This window comes from Streptomyces sp. NRRL S-350, from assembly GCF_000719705.1.
Classification (GTDB): Bacteria; Actinomycetota; Actinomycetes; order Streptomycetales; family Streptomycetaceae; genus Kitasatospora.
In genome coordinates this window covers 83,618-98,465 of the sequence record NZ_JOHO01000021.1, presented here as the reverse complement: position 1 = coordinate 98,465, position 14,848 = coordinate 83,618, and the positions used below count along the sequence as shown (strand labels likewise).

General features: G+C 72.2%; 15 protein-coding genes and 1 pseudogene. 6 read left to right on the top strand and 10 right to left on the bottom strand.

Annotated features, from left to right (window positions below; genetic code table 11):
- Positions 1-90: 90 nt before the first annotated feature.
- Positions 91-1,011 carry an NADP-dependent oxidoreductase gene (locus IF30_RS0120515; RefSeq protein ID WP_030240438.1) on the bottom strand — a complete coding sequence of 307 codons (921 nt, stop codon included), beginning with the start codon at positions 1,009-1,011 and terminating at the stop codon, positions 91-93.
- A gap of 81 nt (positions 1,012-1,092) precedes the next feature.
- Here IF30_RS0120515 and IF30_RS0120510 point away from each other — a divergent pair, with 81 nt between their 5' ends.
- Positions 1,093-1,680, top strand: a complete 588-nt coding sequence (locus tag IF30_RS0120510) for a TetR/AcrR family transcriptional regulator (protein ID WP_030240434.1) — start codon at positions 1,093-1,095, stop codon at positions 1,678-1,680.
- A gap of 546 nt (positions 1,681-2,226) precedes the next feature.
- Here the strand turns inward: IF30_RS0120510 and IF30_RS0120505 are convergent.
- The 3 genes from IF30_RS0120505 to IF30_RS0120495 all read right to left on the bottom strand — a co-directional run bounded on the left by IF30_RS0120505 (position 2,227) and on the right by IF30_RS0120495 (position 4,853).
- Positions 2,227-2,733 (bottom strand): VOC family protein, encoded by a 507-nt coding sequence (locus IF30_RS0120505; RefSeq protein WP_030240431.1) that lies wholly within the window; start codon positions 2,731-2,733, stop codon positions 2,227-2,229.
- A 265-nt stretch (positions 2,734-2,998) separates the two neighbouring features.
- Positions 2,999-3,388 carry a nuclear transport factor 2 family protein gene (locus IF30_RS41715; RefSeq protein WP_037900632.1) on the bottom strand — a complete coding sequence of 130 codons (390 nt, stop codon included), beginning with the start codon at positions 3,386-3,388 and terminating at the stop codon, positions 2,999-3,001.
- Positions 3,389-3,542: 154 nt separating this feature from the next.
- Positions 3,543-4,853 carry an MFS transporter gene (locus IF30_RS0120495; RefSeq protein ID WP_051710688.1) on the bottom strand — a complete coding sequence of 437 codons (1,311 nt, stop codon included), beginning with the start codon at positions 4,851-4,853 and terminating at the stop codon, positions 3,543-3,545.
- Positions 4,854-4,953: 100 nt separating this feature from the next.
- Between IF30_RS0120495 and IF30_RS0120490 the strand changes: the two genes are divergently transcribed.
- Entirely contained in the window at positions 4,954-5,541 is a 588-nt protein-coding gene (locus IF30_RS0120490; protein ID WP_030240424.1) for a TetR family transcriptional regulator, read from the top strand.
- Positions 5,542-5,904: 363 nt separating this feature from the next.
- On the opposite strand, the gene IF30_RS0120485 is transcribed toward IF30_RS0120490, so the two are convergent.
- Both IF30_RS0120485 and IF30_RS49440 read right to left on the bottom strand, forming a co-directional pair.
- Positions 5,905-6,276, bottom strand: a complete 372-nt coding sequence (locus IF30_RS0120485; protein ID WP_030240421.1) for a hypothetical protein — start codon at positions 6,274-6,276, stop codon at positions 5,905-5,907.
- A 177-nt stretch (positions 6,277-6,453) separates the two neighbouring features.
- A pseudogene (locus IF30_RS49440) lies at positions 6,454-6,774 on the bottom strand (SAM-dependent methyltransferase); the annotation flags it as partial.
- Positions 6,775-7,059: 285 nt separating this feature from the next.
- On the opposite strand from IF30_RS49440, the gene IF30_RS0120480 reads away from it, so the two are divergent.
- Positions 7,060-7,998 (top strand): alpha/beta hydrolase, encoded by a 939-nt coding sequence (locus IF30_RS0120480; protein WP_030240417.1) that lies wholly within the window; start codon positions 7,060-7,062, stop codon positions 7,996-7,998.
- A gap of 184 nt (positions 7,999-8,182) precedes the next feature.
- Here the strand turns inward: IF30_RS0120480 and IF30_RS0120475 are convergent, their stop codons facing one another.
- Complete coding sequence (locus IF30_RS0120475; RefSeq protein ID WP_030240415.1) at positions 8,183-8,935, bottom strand: MBL fold metallo-hydrolase; 753 nt, start codon at positions 8,933-8,935, stop codon at positions 8,183-8,185.
- Between the two features lie 359 nt (positions 8,936-9,294).
- On the opposite strand from IF30_RS0120475, the gene IF30_RS0120470 reads away from it, so the two are divergent.
- The 3 genes from IF30_RS0120470 (at position 9,295) to IF30_RS0120460 (ending at position 10,640) form a co-directional block, all read left to right on the top strand.
- Positions 9,295-9,900: a hypothetical protein gene (locus tag IF30_RS0120470; protein ID WP_030240412.1), complete on the top strand. Its 606-nt coding sequence runs from the start codon at positions 9,295-9,297 to the stop codon at positions 9,898-9,900.
- Positions 9,901-9,954: 54 nt separating this feature from the next.
- On the top strand, positions 9,955-10,143 hold the full coding sequence (locus IF30_RS0120465; protein ID WP_234322781.1) for a hypothetical protein: 189 nt from the start codon (positions 9,955-9,957) through the stop codon (positions 10,141-10,143).
- A gap of 86 nt (positions 10,144-10,229) precedes the next feature.
- Positions 10,230-10,640 carry a hypothetical protein gene (locus IF30_RS0120460; protein WP_030240406.1) on the top strand — a complete coding sequence of 137 codons (411 nt, stop codon included), beginning with the start codon at positions 10,230-10,232 and terminating at the stop codon, positions 10,638-10,640.
- Between the two features lie 204 nt (positions 10,641-10,844).
- Here the strand turns inward: IF30_RS0120460 and IF30_RS0120455 are convergent, their stop codons facing one another.
- The 3 genes from IF30_RS0120455 to IF30_RS0120445 all read right to left on the bottom strand — a co-directional run bounded on the left by IF30_RS0120455 (position 10,845) and on the right by IF30_RS0120445 (position 14,724).
- Positions 10,845-11,375 (bottom strand): flavin reductase family protein, encoded by a 531-nt coding sequence (locus IF30_RS0120455; protein WP_051710685.1) that lies wholly within the window; start codon positions 11,373-11,375, stop codon positions 10,845-10,847.
- Positions 11,372-13,459 (bottom strand): tetratricopeptide repeat protein, encoded by a 2,088-nt coding sequence (locus IF30_RS0120450; protein WP_037900628.1) that lies wholly within the window; start codon positions 13,457-13,459, stop codon positions 11,372-11,374. The genes IF30_RS0120455 and IF30_RS0120450 overlap by 4 nt, the downstream gene beginning before the upstream one ends.
- 197 nt (positions 13,460-13,656) lie before the next feature.
- Positions 13,657-14,724: a hypothetical protein gene (locus IF30_RS0120445; RefSeq protein ID WP_051710682.1), complete on the bottom strand. Its 1,068-nt coding sequence runs from the start codon at positions 14,722-14,724 to the stop codon at positions 13,657-13,659.
- Positions 14,725-14,848 lie beyond the last annotated feature (124 nt).

The following is a 14,848-nucleotide window of genomic DNA, read 5'->3' as shown; positions in this document are numbered from 1 at the left end:
GACTGTGGTGGTGTGAGGGGCCGTCCGACCCGTCGCCCCGGGTGGCGCGACTGCGTCAGGGGGAGCACGTAGCGGAACGAGTGGGCCGGTTCACAGTGCGATCACGATTTTGCCGTGAACATGCCTCTCGGCCTGCGTCGTCACGGCTTCGCGGATCCGCTCTACCGGGAAGGTCGCCGCGATCGGGACCGCGATCGCGCCGGAACGGATCGCATCGGCGATCCGTTCCAGGGCGCCCGGACCGGCATCGAGGGCGCCCGCCTTGCGCACACCGGGCGGCGGGGCGGGGCCGTCGGCCACGACGGAGATCCGCTCGGGCACGACGCCGAGCGTCAGCGCGGCCTCGGCGGCCTCCCTTCCGAACAGGTCGGTTGCGGCGGTGATCCCCTCGGGCGCCAGGGTCCGCACCCGCTCCGCCAGGCCGGGGCCGTACGCCACGGGTTCGGCGCCGAGCCCGCGCAGGAATCCGAACGTGCCCTCGGAGGCGGTGCCGAGCACCCGGGCACCCGCAAGCTTCGCCAGCTGCACGGCGAAGATGCCCACGCCACCCGCCGCTCCTCCGATCAGGACGGTGTCCCCGGTGCGCAGTCCGATGGCGGCGAGCGCGGCGGAGGCTGTCAGGCCGGACACCGGAAGCGTGGCCGCCACCTTGTCGCCGACGCCCTCCGGGGTGTGCCACAGGTGTGCCGCGGGTGTCTCGACCAGCACGAAATCGGCGACGGACCGGCCGATCGCAGCCCCGTACACCCGGTCGCCGGTCGCGAATCCGGTGGCTTGGGCGCCCACCTGGTCCACCACTCCGGCGAAGTCGCTGCCGAACCCGGCCGGCAAGGTGATGCCGAACCGCGCCGCCATGTCGGGCCGTGTGGTGATCTGCCAGTCCATCGGGTTCAGCCCGGCGGCCGTGACCCGGACGCGGACCTCGTCCGGTGCGGCGTGCGGCTCGGGTATCTCCTGCAGTTCGAGTACTTCGGGACCGCCGAACCGCCGGTAACGGACAGCTTTACTCATCGGACATCTCCTGGCCGGTGATGGGACTTGGTCTCATCGACCGTACACCAGTGATGGGACGAAGTCCCGTACACTGCTCCCATGGCTCGCTGGCAACCCGACGCACCCGGACGACTCGCCACCGCCGCCCTCGACCTCTTCGAGGAGCACGGCTACGAGAACACGACCGTGATCGAGATCGCGGAACGCGCGGGGCTCACCAAGAGCACGTTCTTCCGGTACTTCCCGGACAAGCGCGAGGTGCTGTTCGGCGGGGGCACGGTGACCGGTCTGCTCGTCGAAGGGATCGACTCGGCGCCGCCGGCGGCCGGGCCGCTCGACGCGGTGGCGCACGCCCTCGACGCGCTCGGCCGGACGTTCTTCACCGTCGACCGCCGCGACTTCAGCCGCCGGCGCCAGGCCGTGCTGAACGCCAACCCGGAACTGCGTGAACGCGAAGCCCTGAAAAGGATCGACCTCACCACCTCGATGATCGAGGCCCTCAACCGCCGCGGAGTGCCGATCCTGACCGCGCGCGTGACCGCGCAACTGGGCACGCTCGTCTGGGAGATCGCCTACGATCAGTGGCTCGACACCCACAACACCGAGGACTTCGGCCCGCTCACACGGCAAGCGCTCGCCGAAGTACGCGCAGTCGCAGCCGTGCGCCCAGACCCGTCCGACAAGTGATCACCATGGTGGTTCGCGGAGCCAGAGGATCGCTGCCGCAGGAGCCACCAGAAGCCGACAGCTGCCAACCACAACTCGCCCGACCGAGCGGCGCCCTGCGCTCAGCGGCGTTTCGTTTTTCAGGCGGATATCAAATGCACCGCAGGGATTGACGGTTACTGGGCGGAAACATACTGTCCCTCGTTCGGTTGGGCAGAGCCCCCAGGAAGGCGCCAGGGCCCATCCGACCCTCCCTTTCACGGTGGACCGGCCGCAGGAACGCGCCCGCGCGTTCTGCCGTCCGCCTGCCCGGCCGCCCACCCGCCTGCGTGGTGACCGCCGCAGTCGCCGCACCGTCGGCCCTCCGCGCCGACTCCTCGCCTGCAGCGAGACATCGAGACGCAGATCACCCGGAACGCCACGCCCTCCGTGAGCAGCGACGTGTTGCGGGGGCGGAGGGTGCGGGCGGTGCCTCCCCCACAGGTGGGGAGGCACCGTACCGGCGGTTGGGCCGCGGGCTTTGCGGCCGCGTTCGTCAGTCCGTTCGGTCTGACGGTGGCGGGTTCCTCACTCCTCGGGGATGTCGAAGCCGGCCGCCTCGAGGTTCCGTGCCTCGGCGCTGTCGCGGACCAGCGGTCGGGCAGCGGTCATGATCACACGGGCGTTCTCCGGCGTGACGACCTCCAGCTCCACCGTGTTCCAAGGAGTGTGCCGCGGCCCTTTCGTGCACCCGGGAAGCACCTCGGCACAGGCTTGCGCGATTTCGTCTATCTGGTTCAGGACGCACGCGAAGCTGATGCTCGCCGCAGGGGGTTCGGCGGGGCGGTCGCCGGGGACGAGCAGCGCGTCCTGGAACGCCCACCGCCGGACGTGCGTGAGCTGCCCGGGAATCGTGAACAGGTCGATGAAGCCGAGCCCCCGGGTCCAGAAGTCCACGGATGTCGCGAGGTCGGCTGTCGGCACAGTCACGAACATCGGCATGCCGTAAATGCCCCGGTAGACCTCAGGTGGCTGCGCGTCGAGCGCGGGCGCGGGGACAGGGCTGATCTCGAATGCGTTGTAGTGGTCGGCCATGCACCCATCGTGGAATATCACGTAACGTCAGGGTCAAGTTCCGCCCCACCACCCACCACCCACCGCCCACCACCACAGCGCCGCAGCCACGTGCCGGTCGGCAGGGATCGATCGGCCGAGCGCCGTGCTCACACTCCCCGGGATCCTCTCCCGGTACGCGCGGATCCACCTGGCCCGCCCTGCTCGACGGCCTTGGACGGACTTCCGGCGCGGGCTGAGCGGGCCGAGGCTCCCTCGGCCCGCGCCGGTCGGCATCGCGCGAGGGTCAGCCGGCGAGCTGGGCTTGGAAGACGGCGATGTTGAAGTACGCCTTGGCTTCCTGGATGAGGCCGGCCCCGTCCAGCTCGTAGATGTTGATGCCGGACCAGTTGACCGGCCTGCCGTCCAGGGTGACGGCGGCCCCCCGCCAGGAGACGGCGACCTGGTTGCCGATGGTGTGGGCCTCGACGGGGGTCAGTCCGAGGAAGGGCCGGAAGTTGGGCAGGACGGAGGCGATGAAGTCGCGGATCGCGGCGCGCCCGGTGATCGGCGGGGCGCCGACGGGGTCATGGAAGACGCCGTCCTCGGCGAACGCCTTCGCCCAGGCGTCGACGTCGCCTTCCTGGGAGGCACTGAAGAACTGCAGGATGGCGGGCGGCATGGCCGGGAACGTCATGGAGATCCTTCGAGTCGATTGCTGGTCGGTTGCTCGGTTCGTGGCGTCTACGGCGCTGGGCACGACAGCAGTGCTGGGCACGGCAGCAGCGCTGGGCACGGCAGCAGCGCTGGGCACGGCAGCAGTGGGGGTGCCCGCGCTGACGTCCGGCCGTTCACCGTGCTGAACCCGTCTGCGACGGGACGGGCTCAGCGGAGGGCGACTCCTCGCGGCCCCGACGGCCCCGACGGCCCCGACGGCCCCGGCCGCCCCGGCGACGCCGGCCGTCGGCGAGCCGTGCGGCGGTGGGGGCGAGGACCGCGGCGAGGGCGATGAGTGCGCACACGCCGGTCCAGCCCAGCAGGGCGTAGGCGCGGATGCCCAGCCAGGATCCGGCGCTGCCGCCGAGGAACGAGCACGTCATGTAGGCGGTGTTGAGCCGGCTGCGGGCCTCGGGTCGCAACGCGAAGATGCGGGCCTGGTTGGCGACCTGGCTGCACTGCACCGCCACGTCGAGCAGCAGGAGTCCCAGGGCGACGGCCGCCAGTCCGGGAGCGCCGCCCGCGACACCGGCGGTCAGCACCACCGCGGCGGCGAGGACGCTCCCGGTGCACCAGGTGTTCACACGGTCCGCGCCGTGCCGGTCCACCCAGCGTCCGGCGACCGGGGCGCAGAACATGCTGGCCGCACCGATCAGTGCCAGCACGCCGACCGCCTGGGCGTCCATGCGGTAGTGCGGCCCGGTGAGCAGCAGGGCGAGCGCGGTCCAGGCGGCGCTGAAGGCGCCGAAGAGGGTGGCCTGGTGGAGCGCGGAGCGGCGCAGGTCCGGCTCGGTGCGCAGCATCCGCACGGTGTCCGCCAGGAGAGCCGGGTACCGGTCGCGGGCGGCGGGCGCAGTGGTGGGCAGGGCCAGGCCGAGGACGAGGGCGAGCAGCCCGGTGAGCACGGCAGCGGCCAGGTACGGGGCGCGCCAGCCGAGGTGTTCGCCCACCACGCCGCCGAAGGTGCGGGCCAACAGGATTCCGCCGATCAGGCCGCCCTGGAGGGTGCCGATCACCGAGCCGCGGCGGTCCGGGGCGGCCAGGCCCGCGGCCATCGGCAGCAGCAGCTGCGGGACCACCGTGGCCAGGCCGACCGCGACGCCGGCGGCCATCAGGGGTGCGGCGGCCGGGGCGAGCCCTGCGGCCAGCAGCGCACAGGCGGTCACCGCCAGCAGGACGGTGACGAGCGGGCGGCGCGGGAGCCGGTCGCCGAGCGGGACCAGCAGGAAGATCCCGGCGGCGTAGCCGAACTGGGTCACCGTGGCCACGCTCGCCGCGGCGGACGGCGTGATGCCCAACCCGTCGGCGATGAGCGGGGTGAGGGCCTGCGGGAAGTAGACGTTTGCCACGCTGACGCCGCACGCCAACGCCATCACCAGCGGGAGCCGCCGCCCCGACCCCCCAGGTGTGGGCGGGCCGGGCGCGGGCGGATTGATCCGGGACATCGTGACTCCAACCGAACGAACTGGATGGTTCGAAAGTTGTAAGAGAGCGTTGCAGACGGTTGCCGGATCGTCAAACGAACTGGTTCGTTACTCTCGCTCCATGGCATACGACTCCACCGCGACCAAAGAGCGAATCCTCGCGGCAGCGACCGCCGAGTTCGCCGCCCACGGCGTCGCCGGCGCCCGCGTGGACCGCATCGCTGCACAGGCCGAGGCCAACAAGCGGGCGATCTACGACTACTTCGGCGACAAGCGCAGACTCTTCGCCGCCGTCCTCGAACGCCTCATGGCCGACCTCGCCCAGGCCGTCCCGCCCGGCGACGAAGACCTGCCCGCCTACGCCGAGCGCCTCTTCGACTACCACCGCGCCCACCCCGAGGCTCTGCGCCTCCTGATGTGGGAGGCCCTCGAACTCGGCGATCAGCCCGTCCCCGGCGAAGAGGCCCGCACCCGGCACTACCAGGACAAGATCCGCGCCACCCGGGCCACGGACGGCGACGCCGATCCCCGCACCCGCCTGTTCTTCACCCTCGGCCTGGTCGGCTGGACCCTGGCCATGCCGCAGCTCCGCCGCATGATCCTGGGCGCGGACCACAGCCTCGACCGACTCCGCCCCGCCATCGCCCACGCCATCCGGGCCCTGCCCGCAGAGGACGGGCACGGCCAGGCGTCACCCGACACCGAGTAGGCCCCGCAGACGCCCACGATCGCCACGATCGACGGACCGCGGAGATCCCGGCCGTCCACGATCGCCGGCCTGGCCGCGCGCTGCCGCACATCAGGCCTCCGACGTCCGCCTCCGACCGGCCGGCAGCCCCGGACTCCGCCGGGAGGAGAACGCGGCCGCCCGCGGTGATGCTCGGATCAGGGTGCACCGCGGGCACTCCAGCCGCCCCGGCCCGGCCTCCTCGGTTCGAGGCGCGGGCCGCCTCCAGCCGCACCTGGGAAGGATGCCTCGTGCCCGGCCCCGGACCGCTTCACGCGCGGACCGGGGCGCCGGGAGCTGTCTGCGGGGGTGCGTACGTCCGGGGCAGCAGGTGGCACAGAACGGTCACCCGGGCTCCTGGGTGCTCACTGTCGCCTCACGTTCGGCGAGGAAGGCGTCGAGGAGCTCGAAGAGGACCTTGACGGCCCGCTGCTCGTCTTCGGGCGGCAGGTCCCAGAAGTTGTCCCAGCCGTGCGGCAGAGCGATGTGCAGGATCTGGCCCGGCCAGCCGTGGTTGCAGTCCCGGCCTCGGCGGGCGACGAGCCATTCGTGCAGGCCGGCGAGAGGGCTCGGGCCTCCGTGGCGATCGGCGTGGCCCTCGTAGCCGGCCAGGAAGGCCGTCACCAGGTGGAACGAGGTCCTACCCGTGAACATGCCTGGACGCTGGCCGATGACGGCGAAGTACTCGCGCTCGCTCATCTCCCGGAGTTGCTTCATGTGCAGGAGCCTATTGATCATCCTGTTCTACCGGCAGGGCCCGACTGCTGACCGGTTCCCCGCAGGTCGTGGAGCGTCCGATCGGCGCCGAGCGAGGCGTCGGCGCGCTCGAACGTCCGGTGGGCGCCGGGAGAGGTCAGCGGCCGACAGGGGCGTCGCACGCTGCGCCGCGGTTCGCGCTGCGAGCAGGCGGAGGCCGAGGTCTGCCGGGTCGAGGCCGGCGAGGTCGCTGTTGCGCTCGGCCCACCGGCCGGAGTCGAGGTCGTCGCGGAGGCTTCGCACCGCCCGCTGCTCGGCCTCCGGACCGACTCTCGTCCACACCGACATCGCCCGGCGCACGTGATCCTCCAGACACGCCCCCGGTCGGCGCCGGTACACCTCGAACAGGCCGTCAGTGCCGTCCCACGGGATCGGCACCGGCTCAGCGCGGGCGCCGATCGCGTCGGTCATCCCGGCAAGCGAGGGAAATCGTGCGAGGACGGCGGCGAACGCGCGCAGGCCCCACACCGAAGGGCCGGCTACTGGTCACCGGCGGGTCCGGACGGCCCCACACCCGGGTCGGTTCCTGACTGAAATCCGCCGACTTGGGTCAAGTGACTGAAGCGTCCGTTCGTGCCTGCGCGTCACAGTCGAGGCCTCGGCTCCGACCGACGGCCCGGGGCGGCGCCTGCCGCCGCCCCCTGGCCAACGCCCCACCAGGACGGAGCCGGCCCGGCGGTGGCGGTCGGAACTCCGGCGCATCCCGCCGACGAACCATCAGCCGATCGATGAGGGAGCACCCGCATGGCCAGGTCCGACATCCGTTTCCACAGCGCCGGTATCGAGATCGCCGCGCACCTGTACGTCCCCGACATCCCCGGCACCCCCGCCCCGGTGCCCTTCCCGGCCCTGGTCGTCGGGCACCCGGGAACGGGGGTCAAGGAGCAGACCTCCGGCACGTACGCCCGTCTGATGGCCGAGCGGGGATTCGTCGCCCTCGCCTTCGACGCCGCCCACCAGGGCGAGTCCGGTGGACAGCCGCGAGGTCTGGAGGATCCGGCGCAGCGGGTGGAGGACTTCAAGGCGGCGGTGTCGTACCTGGCCACCCGGGAGGAGGTCGATGCCGGGCGGATCGGCCTGCTCGGCATCTGTGCCTCCGGCGGCTACTCGCTGGCCGCCGCCGGCAGTGACCGCCGGGTACGGGCGGTGGCCACCGTGAGCACCGCCGACCCCTCCCGCCAGTTCCGGCTGGGGGCCGACGGAGGCCAGGACCCGGCTGTCTTCCGGGCCCTGCTGGACGAGGCCGCCCGGGCCCGTACGGCCGCCGCCCGCGGCGAGGACCCCGGGGTGATGACGATGTTCCCCCGGACCGCCGAGGAGGCCCGCGTCCTGGGCGGTGAGCACGGCGTCGAGGGCTTCGAGTACTACTGCACCTCACGCGGGGAGCACGAGCGGTCCGCGAAGTTCCTGGCCTGGGAGAGCATCGACCGGCTCGCCGGTTACGACCCGTTCTTCGCGGTCGGGCTGATCGGCCCCCGCCCCGTCCTCCAGGTCGTCGGCGAGCGATCCGTCACCGCGTGGATGGCCGTCGAGGCCCACCAGCGTGCCACCGGCCCCAAGGAGATCCACTGGATCAAGGGCGCCGGCCATGTCGACCTCTACGACAAGCCCGCGTGCATCGACCCCGCCGTCGACAGGCTCACCGCCTACTTCACCCACCACCTGTCCGGGGTGACCGACTGAGGAGCCCGGGGAGCCCGCCGAGCCGCGACGAGGTGCCCGCACCCGTCGCGCCGGTGGCTGGGCCGCTCATGCTCGCTGCGTGGGCGGACCAGCCGTCCGTTCGGGACGGCAAGCCCGCCAGGTCGAGGCCCCCGCAACGACACGCGGACGAGCCGCAGCGTCTTGCCACCGCGACGGCGCCGTCTCACCCGTCAGAGCCCTCGAAGGAGAGCGTCATGCCTTCCTCGGCGGCGATGACCTCGCCCGAAAAACGGCTGCAGGCATCGGCGGTCGATCGCGTGCGGTCGCTGCCGGGCCAGAAGTGGGTCAAGAGCAGGCGCTTGGCCCTGGCACGGGCCGCCCAGGCCCCGGCATCCGCGGCGCTCATCAGGTGGTGGTCGCCGCTGTCGGCGGATGTGCTCTGGAGCGTGGCTCCGGCGATGAACAGATCTGCTTCTGCGGCCAGCCCGGCAAGGGCAGGGTCAGGTCCGGCATCACCGCTGTACGCAAGGGTCAGGCCCGGAGCGGTCAACCGCACACCGGCGTGCGGAACGTGATGCGGCAGCAGCACGGCATCGAGCCGGAACGGTCCCACCTGGTGACTCGAAGGGAGCGAGTGCACGTCGAAGACGTCGAGTAGGTCCTCGGTCGGCTCCATCGCCTGGACCCGTCCGATCACTCCGGGTGGGCAGTACAACGGCAGGCGGGCGCCCCGCTCCTGCGCGAAGTAGCGCGCGCGACACAGCGCGCTGAGGTCGGCGCAGTGGTCGGGGTGCTCATGGGTGACCACCACGGCGTCCACCTGCTCGTCGGCGCAGTGTTCCAGCAACCGCGGGAAGGTCGCGTAGCCGAGGTCCAGCACCAGTCGGAACCCGTCGTACTCCAGCAGGAAACCGCTGGCGCTCCGGCCGGCCTCAGGCCAGGCCCCACATGTCCCCAGGACCGTCAGTCTGCGCATCAGCCGATGCTCTCACGGGTGGTAGGGCCGGCCGGCCTCGGACGGCCCAGGCGCAACGACGGTTTCCATCGGCCCGATCGGCGCCGGTGGAGGTGGAGGTGGAAGCCTACGTGCCGGGGCGACGCGCGAGACTGCCCTGGGGCTGCCGGGCCCGCGGGGGTCGGCTCAGCGGCGACGCTCTCGTGTCGATTGTTGTGACGTGTGCGGGGTTACGCCACGGGCCTGTAACAGGCGCAGACGTGTGTGCACGGCCAGTGCGAGGATCGCCGTGCCAGCGGGGGGCCGCCTCGGGAAGAGGTGGGGCCGCTCGCACCGCCACCGTGCCGGTGGGACAGCGTCGAGAGTGAAAGAGGAACAACATGCGTATCAGGACTGCTCGTTGGGGACTGTCGACTGCGGTGCTCGTCGTCGCGGGGCTGGCGCTGACGGCGTGCGGACCCGAAGACGCGACCTCCGCGGGCACCGCCTCCGCCACCAGCGTGCCGGTCGCCACGAGTTCCGCGCAGGGCGGCGGCCAGCCCGCCGCCACCGCGCCCGCGGCGAGCGGTCAGGGTTCCCCCTCGACCTCGGGTGGGAGCGGCCGGCCCGCCGCCACCGCGCCCGTGGCGAGCGGTCAAAGTCCCTCCTCGACCTCGGGTGGGAGCGGCGGGTCCGACGAGGGCCACCAACGGGCGCTCGTGGGCAAGTTGAGCTACCTGGCGCCCGGCAAGCTGATGGTCAAGCCCGACAACGGCGGCGGCGATCAGGCGTTCATGGTGAACAGCACCACCAAGGTCCTCGGCGCGGCCGCGATCTGCTCCCCCGACGGCAGCCACGTGACCATGGACAGCCAGGGCTACGGCACCACGAAGTGCACCCCCGACCAGTTGGAGACGGCCGCGAAGACCGGCGCCGTCACCGTCCGCGTCACTTTGGACTCCTCGTTGGGCGTCGCCCAGACCATCGCCGAGAAGTACCACCCGTAAAAAGGACGGTTCGTGGTGGCCGCCGGCGGGGCTGCACGGCGCGGGCGGCCGGACTTGGCAGCCGAACGGATCCAGGAAGCCGTCCAGCGGATCACCGCCGAGAACACCTCTCTCGAACAACGCGTCCGTCGACTCGCCACCGGCAACCGCACCCTCGACGAACGCCTCGAGGCCGCCCGCTCCCACCTCCGCTTCCAGGACCGCCGCGTCGCCGACCTCGAAGCCCAGATCGCGGGCACCTGACAACCCCGGGGGCACCGCGCGGTCCGGTCGGGTGACCAGGGGAAGTCCCTGGTCACCCGACCGTTCCGTCTGCCAGGCTCCGGCCTATGGAGCCCCCCAACGAGCAGGCCGCAGGCGAGGTCCTGCATCAACGCGGCTGGCGCAAGGCATTCACCGTCGAAGAGATGGTCGACAAGTGGTCCTGGCTCGTGGGCAAGGTCGAGGACGGTTACCGCGACCCGGTGGACGAGTACACCAACGACCTCTACAGCCGGAACTGGCTGCACGAGGCGTGGCCGATCCTCACCGAGCGCGTGATCGTCCTGTGGACCCCGCAGGTCAAAGCCCTCGACGACCGTTTCCGGGCCGCCACCGTCTTCGACGACGGCATCTCCTTGTCACAGTTCCACCGGATCAGCGGATTCGACCCCGTCGACATGTGGTGGTGGCGGCGCCACCCCCGTCTGCTCGTGGGCGATCTCGGCCGCTCGCTCCGTTCGGCGGGTGCCACCGATTGATCCTCGTGGCCGACGGCCGCGAATACGGCAACCGCCTCGCGGTAGGCGGCCTCGGCGGGCCCGTGGTCGCTGACCGCCTCCGGGCCCCCGTGTGGTAATCCCGCTCGGCACGGTCCGGTGAGGTCCGCACCTGGCACCGAAGCCTGCCCATGGGCGCCCGGTATCCCGTCGGCGGCGGGCGGACGTCGCACGTCAGGGCCCCTGTCAGGAGACGCCGGGGGCCGCGCCGCTCACCGTGCTCCGCGGCGGGGTCGCGGGGGCCGCCCTGAGCCGGCCGTCCAGGAAGAGCAGCGGCGGGCCCGGCTCCGACCGGTGGTCCAGCACGGTGCCGGTGAGGATCACGTGGTCCCCGGCCGTGATGACCCGCTCACGGCGGCAGACCAGGGTGGCGACGACCCCTTCCAGCAGCGGCACCCCGTACGGCCCCGGCAGTTGCTGCAGCCGCTCGAAGCGGTCGCCGGGCCCCGCGAACCGGACCGCCAGCTCGCGCTGGTCGGCGGCCAGCACGTGGACGGCGAAGTGCGTGCCCAGGGTGAAGGCCGCCAGGCCGGCGGAGGAGCGGTTCAGGCACCAGAGCACCAGCGGCGGGTCCAGCGACACCGAGGTGAAGGAGTTGACGGTCAGTCCGGCGGGCCGGCCGCGATGCCGGGTGGTGACGACCGCGACGCCGGTGGCGTAACGGCCGAGCACCTCCCGCAGCGGCCGGTGCCGGGCGTCGCCGTCAGCCGCGCTCATCGCGCCGAGGCCGCCTTCCGGCGGCAGGCCTCCAGCGCCGAGGTGATGTCCTCGTCCTCGGGGGCCAGCGCGGAGGCGGCGCCGAGGTCCGCCAGCGCCTCGTCCCAGCGGCCGGTGTCCTGGTAGACGAAGGCCCGGTTGTAGCGCAGCGCCGGGTCGTCCGGTTCCAGCTCCACGGCGTGTGTCAGGTCGGCGAGCGCGGCGGGCAGGTTGCCGGTCTGGTAGGCGACGGTGGCCCGTCCGGAGAGCGCCGTGACCATGTCGGGGTCGGCCGCCACCGCCCGGTCGAAGGACTCCCGGGCCGCCCGGTACTCCTCCCGTTCGGCCTGCACCTGTCCGAGGACCGCGTGCAGGTAGGGGTTGTCCGGATCGGTGCGCAGCCCGGCCCGGGCGTCCTGCTCGGCCGCCGCCAGGTCGCCCGCCTCCAGGTGGATGCCGGCCCGGTTGACGTACGCGTCGACGAAGTCCGGCTCCAGCTCCAGGACGTAGCTGAAGTCCGCCAGCGCGCCCTCGGTGTCGCCCTCGCCCAGCAGCAGGTCGCCCCGGTTGTAGTAGATCTCCGGGAAGGGCGGCGAGAGCTCGATGGCCCGCCGGTAGTCGGCGGCGGCCTCCGCCGGGCGGCCGAGGCGGCGCAGGATGTTGCCGCGTTCCAGGTAGTGCTCGGCGTGGTTCGGGTCCTGTTCGATGACGACGGCGTAGTCGGCGAGCGCCTCGTCCAGGCGCCCGAGCGCGGAGTACACCCGGGCCCGGTTGTTCTTGAGCACCGACCTGTGCAGCCGGTGCTCGTCCGGGGCGAGCAGCTCGTCCAGACTGGCCACGCACTCGTCCACCAGCCGGACGGCCTCGTTGAGGTCGCCGAGGTTGACCTCGACCAGCGCCTTGCCGTTCTTGTAGAACGCGCTCTGGAAGGCCCGCTCGCTTCGGTCCTCCAGCAGCGAGGCCGTGGCGATCGCCGAGTTGAGCCAGGACTTGGCCTTCCGCTCGTCGCGCTCCTCGGGCTCGTTGTGCCGGGTGTAGAGCATGGCCGTCGAGTAGGCCGCCGCCATGTGGACGGCCGGGCGGGTGGACACCAGCCGGGCCTCGTCGTACAGCGCCATCGCCTCGTGGGTGCGGGACAGGATGGAGAGCGCCAGGCCGAGCTCCAGCGCGGTGGCCCACCACTGCGCCTCCGACTCGCGGGGGTCGACCAGCGCCAGCCCGCGCCGCCCGTAGTCGACGGTGGCCTCGTAGAAGCCGATGCAGACGCAGTAGTCCTGGGCCGCGTACAGCGCCTTGACGCCCGCGCCGGCCGGATCGCCGCCGTGTTCCAGGTGGTACGGGATCGCGCCCAGGCGCAGCGACTGCTCGTCCAGCGCGGCCAGTTCGGCGGCCCGCCGGTCGTGCAGGGCGGCGCGGGCGCTCGCGTCCAGCGCCGCGTAGGCGGACCGCTGGGCGGGGACGTCGCTGGTGCAGTCGGAGGCGACGTACGCCCAGGCGTCGGCCGGCTGCGCCGGGTCCGGATCGGCGGCGACCGCGGTCACCGGCTCGGTGTGGGCGCGCAGTTCGGCCAGCAGTTGCTCGTCCGGCAGGGCGTCGCCCGCCGAGCAGAGGACGATCCGGAGCCGGGCCGGGTCGGTGCGGCGGACCAGGGCGGCCAGGAACTCCAGGTCGGTGTGCTCGGCCCGGTCGACGTTCTCCACCACCAGGGTGCGCGGTTCGCCCTCCGGCAGGCAGGTGTGCAGGAACTCGACCAGGCCGTGCGAGATCCGCCGGGTGCGCAGCCGGGCGTAGAACCTGGTCCGCTCGGCCGGGATCGCCATCGAGGTCAGCGTCTCCCGGGAGTTGGGCAGGATCGTGCTCAGCTCCGGTGCCACCGAGAGGAGTTCGATGTCGTAGCGGCGCACGGTGGCCGGATCCCGGCGCAGCGCGTCGGATACCAGGGCGCGGGCCAGGGTGCCGGCGGCGGTGAACGGGCCGCGCAGGTTGCGGTGGGCGTCCACCGGTGGGAGCAGGGCGGCGGGCAGCTCCGGCGCGGCTGCCAGTGCGGCCCGGTCCGCCCGCAGGCCGCCGAGGATCCAGCGGTGGCGGGGAAGTGCGTCGTCCATGGGGTTCCTCCTCGGTGCGCCGACGGGGGCGCCGGCGGGTGGGCCGGCGGGGTGGCGCCGGGGCCGCGCCGGGGCCGCGCGCTCGTCGGGCGGGTCGTCGGGCGGGTCGTCGGGCGGGTCGTCGAGTGGGCCGGCGGGTGCGGTCGGCGGGTACGGCAGGGCGGCGGTCGGGCCGGGCGGGTCGGCTCGGGCCGGCCCTACGCGGCGGTCGGCCGCTCGCGGCGGCGGTACTGACGGAGCGCCAGGACCCCGGCCAGCACCAGCTCGCCGAAGTTGAGCACCAGGAACAGGCACACGTCGAGGATGTTCAGCGGCGACAGGTCCGCACCCAGCTTGTGCAGGGCGAGCCGGGTGACGCTGATCGCGGCCGGCACGACGGCGGTGACCAGCAGGACGGTCAGCACCGCGTACCCGGTGACCATCAGCCAGGAGTACCAGCGGGCGACGGCCGCGTCGCGCGGGTGCCACTCGGCCTCGTCCACCAGCTTCTCGCGCCGCCCGAGCAGGGTGTTCACCCGGTTGGCCATCAGCTGGCGGGCGACGGTCTGCAGGTCGTTGCAGCCCAGCACGGTGGTGGCGAGGTAGTACAGGTCGGTGCGCAGGAAGAAGTAGAACTGCCAGGCGAAGCGCAGCACCACGCCGAAGGCCATCGACAGCAGGAGCTTGCCGATCAGTCCGCCGGCGCCGCCCGCCGACCGCAGCGGAGCGGCCGCCAGGGTGAGCGCGGCGACCGCCAGGACGTCCAGCACCATGCCGGCGAGCATCGGCAGGTACCGCTTTCGGCGCGGCACCGCGACGAGTCCGTCCAGCGAGGTCACGAAAACCACGTAGTAGAACCGGCGACCGATTCGTAGGGTCGAGTTCAGCCCGAGTCGCCGCCCGGCGAGGGCGTGGAAGGCCTCGTGCAGCAGAATCCACGGCACCTGGCCGAGCACGATTCCGAGCGTGAGCAGAACGAGCGAGGAACGCGTGAAGAAAAGGTGCTGATAGGTCGGCACCAGGCTGTGGTCCCGGACCATCGCGACCGCCCCGGCGCCGGTGAGAAGGGCGTAGCCCACCCAGGCGGCGGGGGAGAAAAGCGCGCGTCCGAGCCGCTGCCAGCGCACCGGCGCGACTTCGGCGGACTCCTCGCCGTCCTTCACCAGCAGCTCGAATTCCTCCAGTACTTCGAGGAATTCGAGAATGTCCACCTGGTCGCCGAACTGCTCGGCGTACCAGCGCGCCGACTCGTTCGGTGAATGGCCTTCTTCAAGGTGTTTGAGCAATGCTGCGCCATCCACCGGGAAAAGGCCGAAAGAATTGATGTCAGCTCGCCCGACGGTGACCTCGTCGCCCTCTTCGAGATAGGTCAACGGGTGAACTCGGAGCGGTTTGTCGAGATTCACAGAA

What these genes read in the sequence shown, in the direction of transcription:
- IF30_RS0120515 (WP_030240438.1), bottom strand. Translation starts at nt 1,011, where the DNA reads ATGAGTAAAGCTGTCCGTTACCGGCGGTTCGGCGGTCCCGAAGTACTC.
- IF30_RS0120510 (WP_030240434.1), top strand. Translation starts at nt 1,093, where the DNA reads ATGGCTCGCTGGCAACCCGACGCACCCGGACGACTCGCCACCGCCGCC.
- IF30_RS0120505 (WP_030240431.1), bottom strand. Translation starts at nt 2,733, where the DNA reads ATGGCCGACCACTACAACGCATTCGAGATCAGCCCTGTCCCCGCGCCC.
- IF30_RS41715 (WP_037900632.1), bottom strand. Translation starts at nt 3,388, where the DNA reads ATGACGTTCCCGGCCATGCCGCCCGCCATCCTGCAGTTCTTCAGTGCC.
- IF30_RS0120495 (WP_051710688.1), bottom strand. Translation starts at nt 4,853, where the DNA reads ATGTCCCGGATCAATCCGCCCGCGCCCGGCCCGCCCACACCTGGGGGG.
- IF30_RS0120490 (WP_030240424.1), top strand. Translation starts at nt 4,954, where the DNA reads ATGGCATACGACTCCACCGCGACCAAAGAGCGAATCCTCGCGGCAGCG.
- IF30_RS0120485 (WP_030240421.1), bottom strand. Translation starts at nt 6,276, where the DNA reads ATGAAGCAACTCCGGGAGATGAGCGAGCGCGAGTACTTCGCCGTCATC.
- IF30_RS0120480 (WP_030240417.1), top strand. Translation starts at nt 7,060, where the DNA reads ATGGCCAGGTCCGACATCCGTTTCCACAGCGCCGGTATCGAGATCGCC.
- IF30_RS0120475 (WP_030240415.1), bottom strand. Translation starts at nt 8,935, where the DNA reads ATGCGCAGACTGACGGTCCTGGGGACATGTGGGGCCTGGCCTGAGGCC.
- IF30_RS0120470 (WP_030240412.1), top strand. Translation starts at nt 9,295, where the DNA reads ATGCGTATCAGGACTGCTCGTTGGGGACTGTCGACTGCGGTGCTCGTC.
- IF30_RS0120460 (WP_030240406.1), top strand. Translation starts at nt 10,230, where the DNA reads ATGGAGCCCCCCAACGAGCAGGCCGCAGGCGAGGTCCTGCATCAACGC.
- IF30_RS0120455 (WP_051710685.1), bottom strand. Translation starts at nt 11,375, where the DNA reads ATGAGCGCGGCTGACGGCGACGCCCGGCACCGGCCGCTGCGGGAGGTG.
- IF30_RS0120450 (WP_037900628.1), bottom strand. Translation starts at nt 13,459, where the DNA reads ATGGACGACGCACTTCCCCGCCACCGCTGGATCCTCGGCGGCCTGCGG.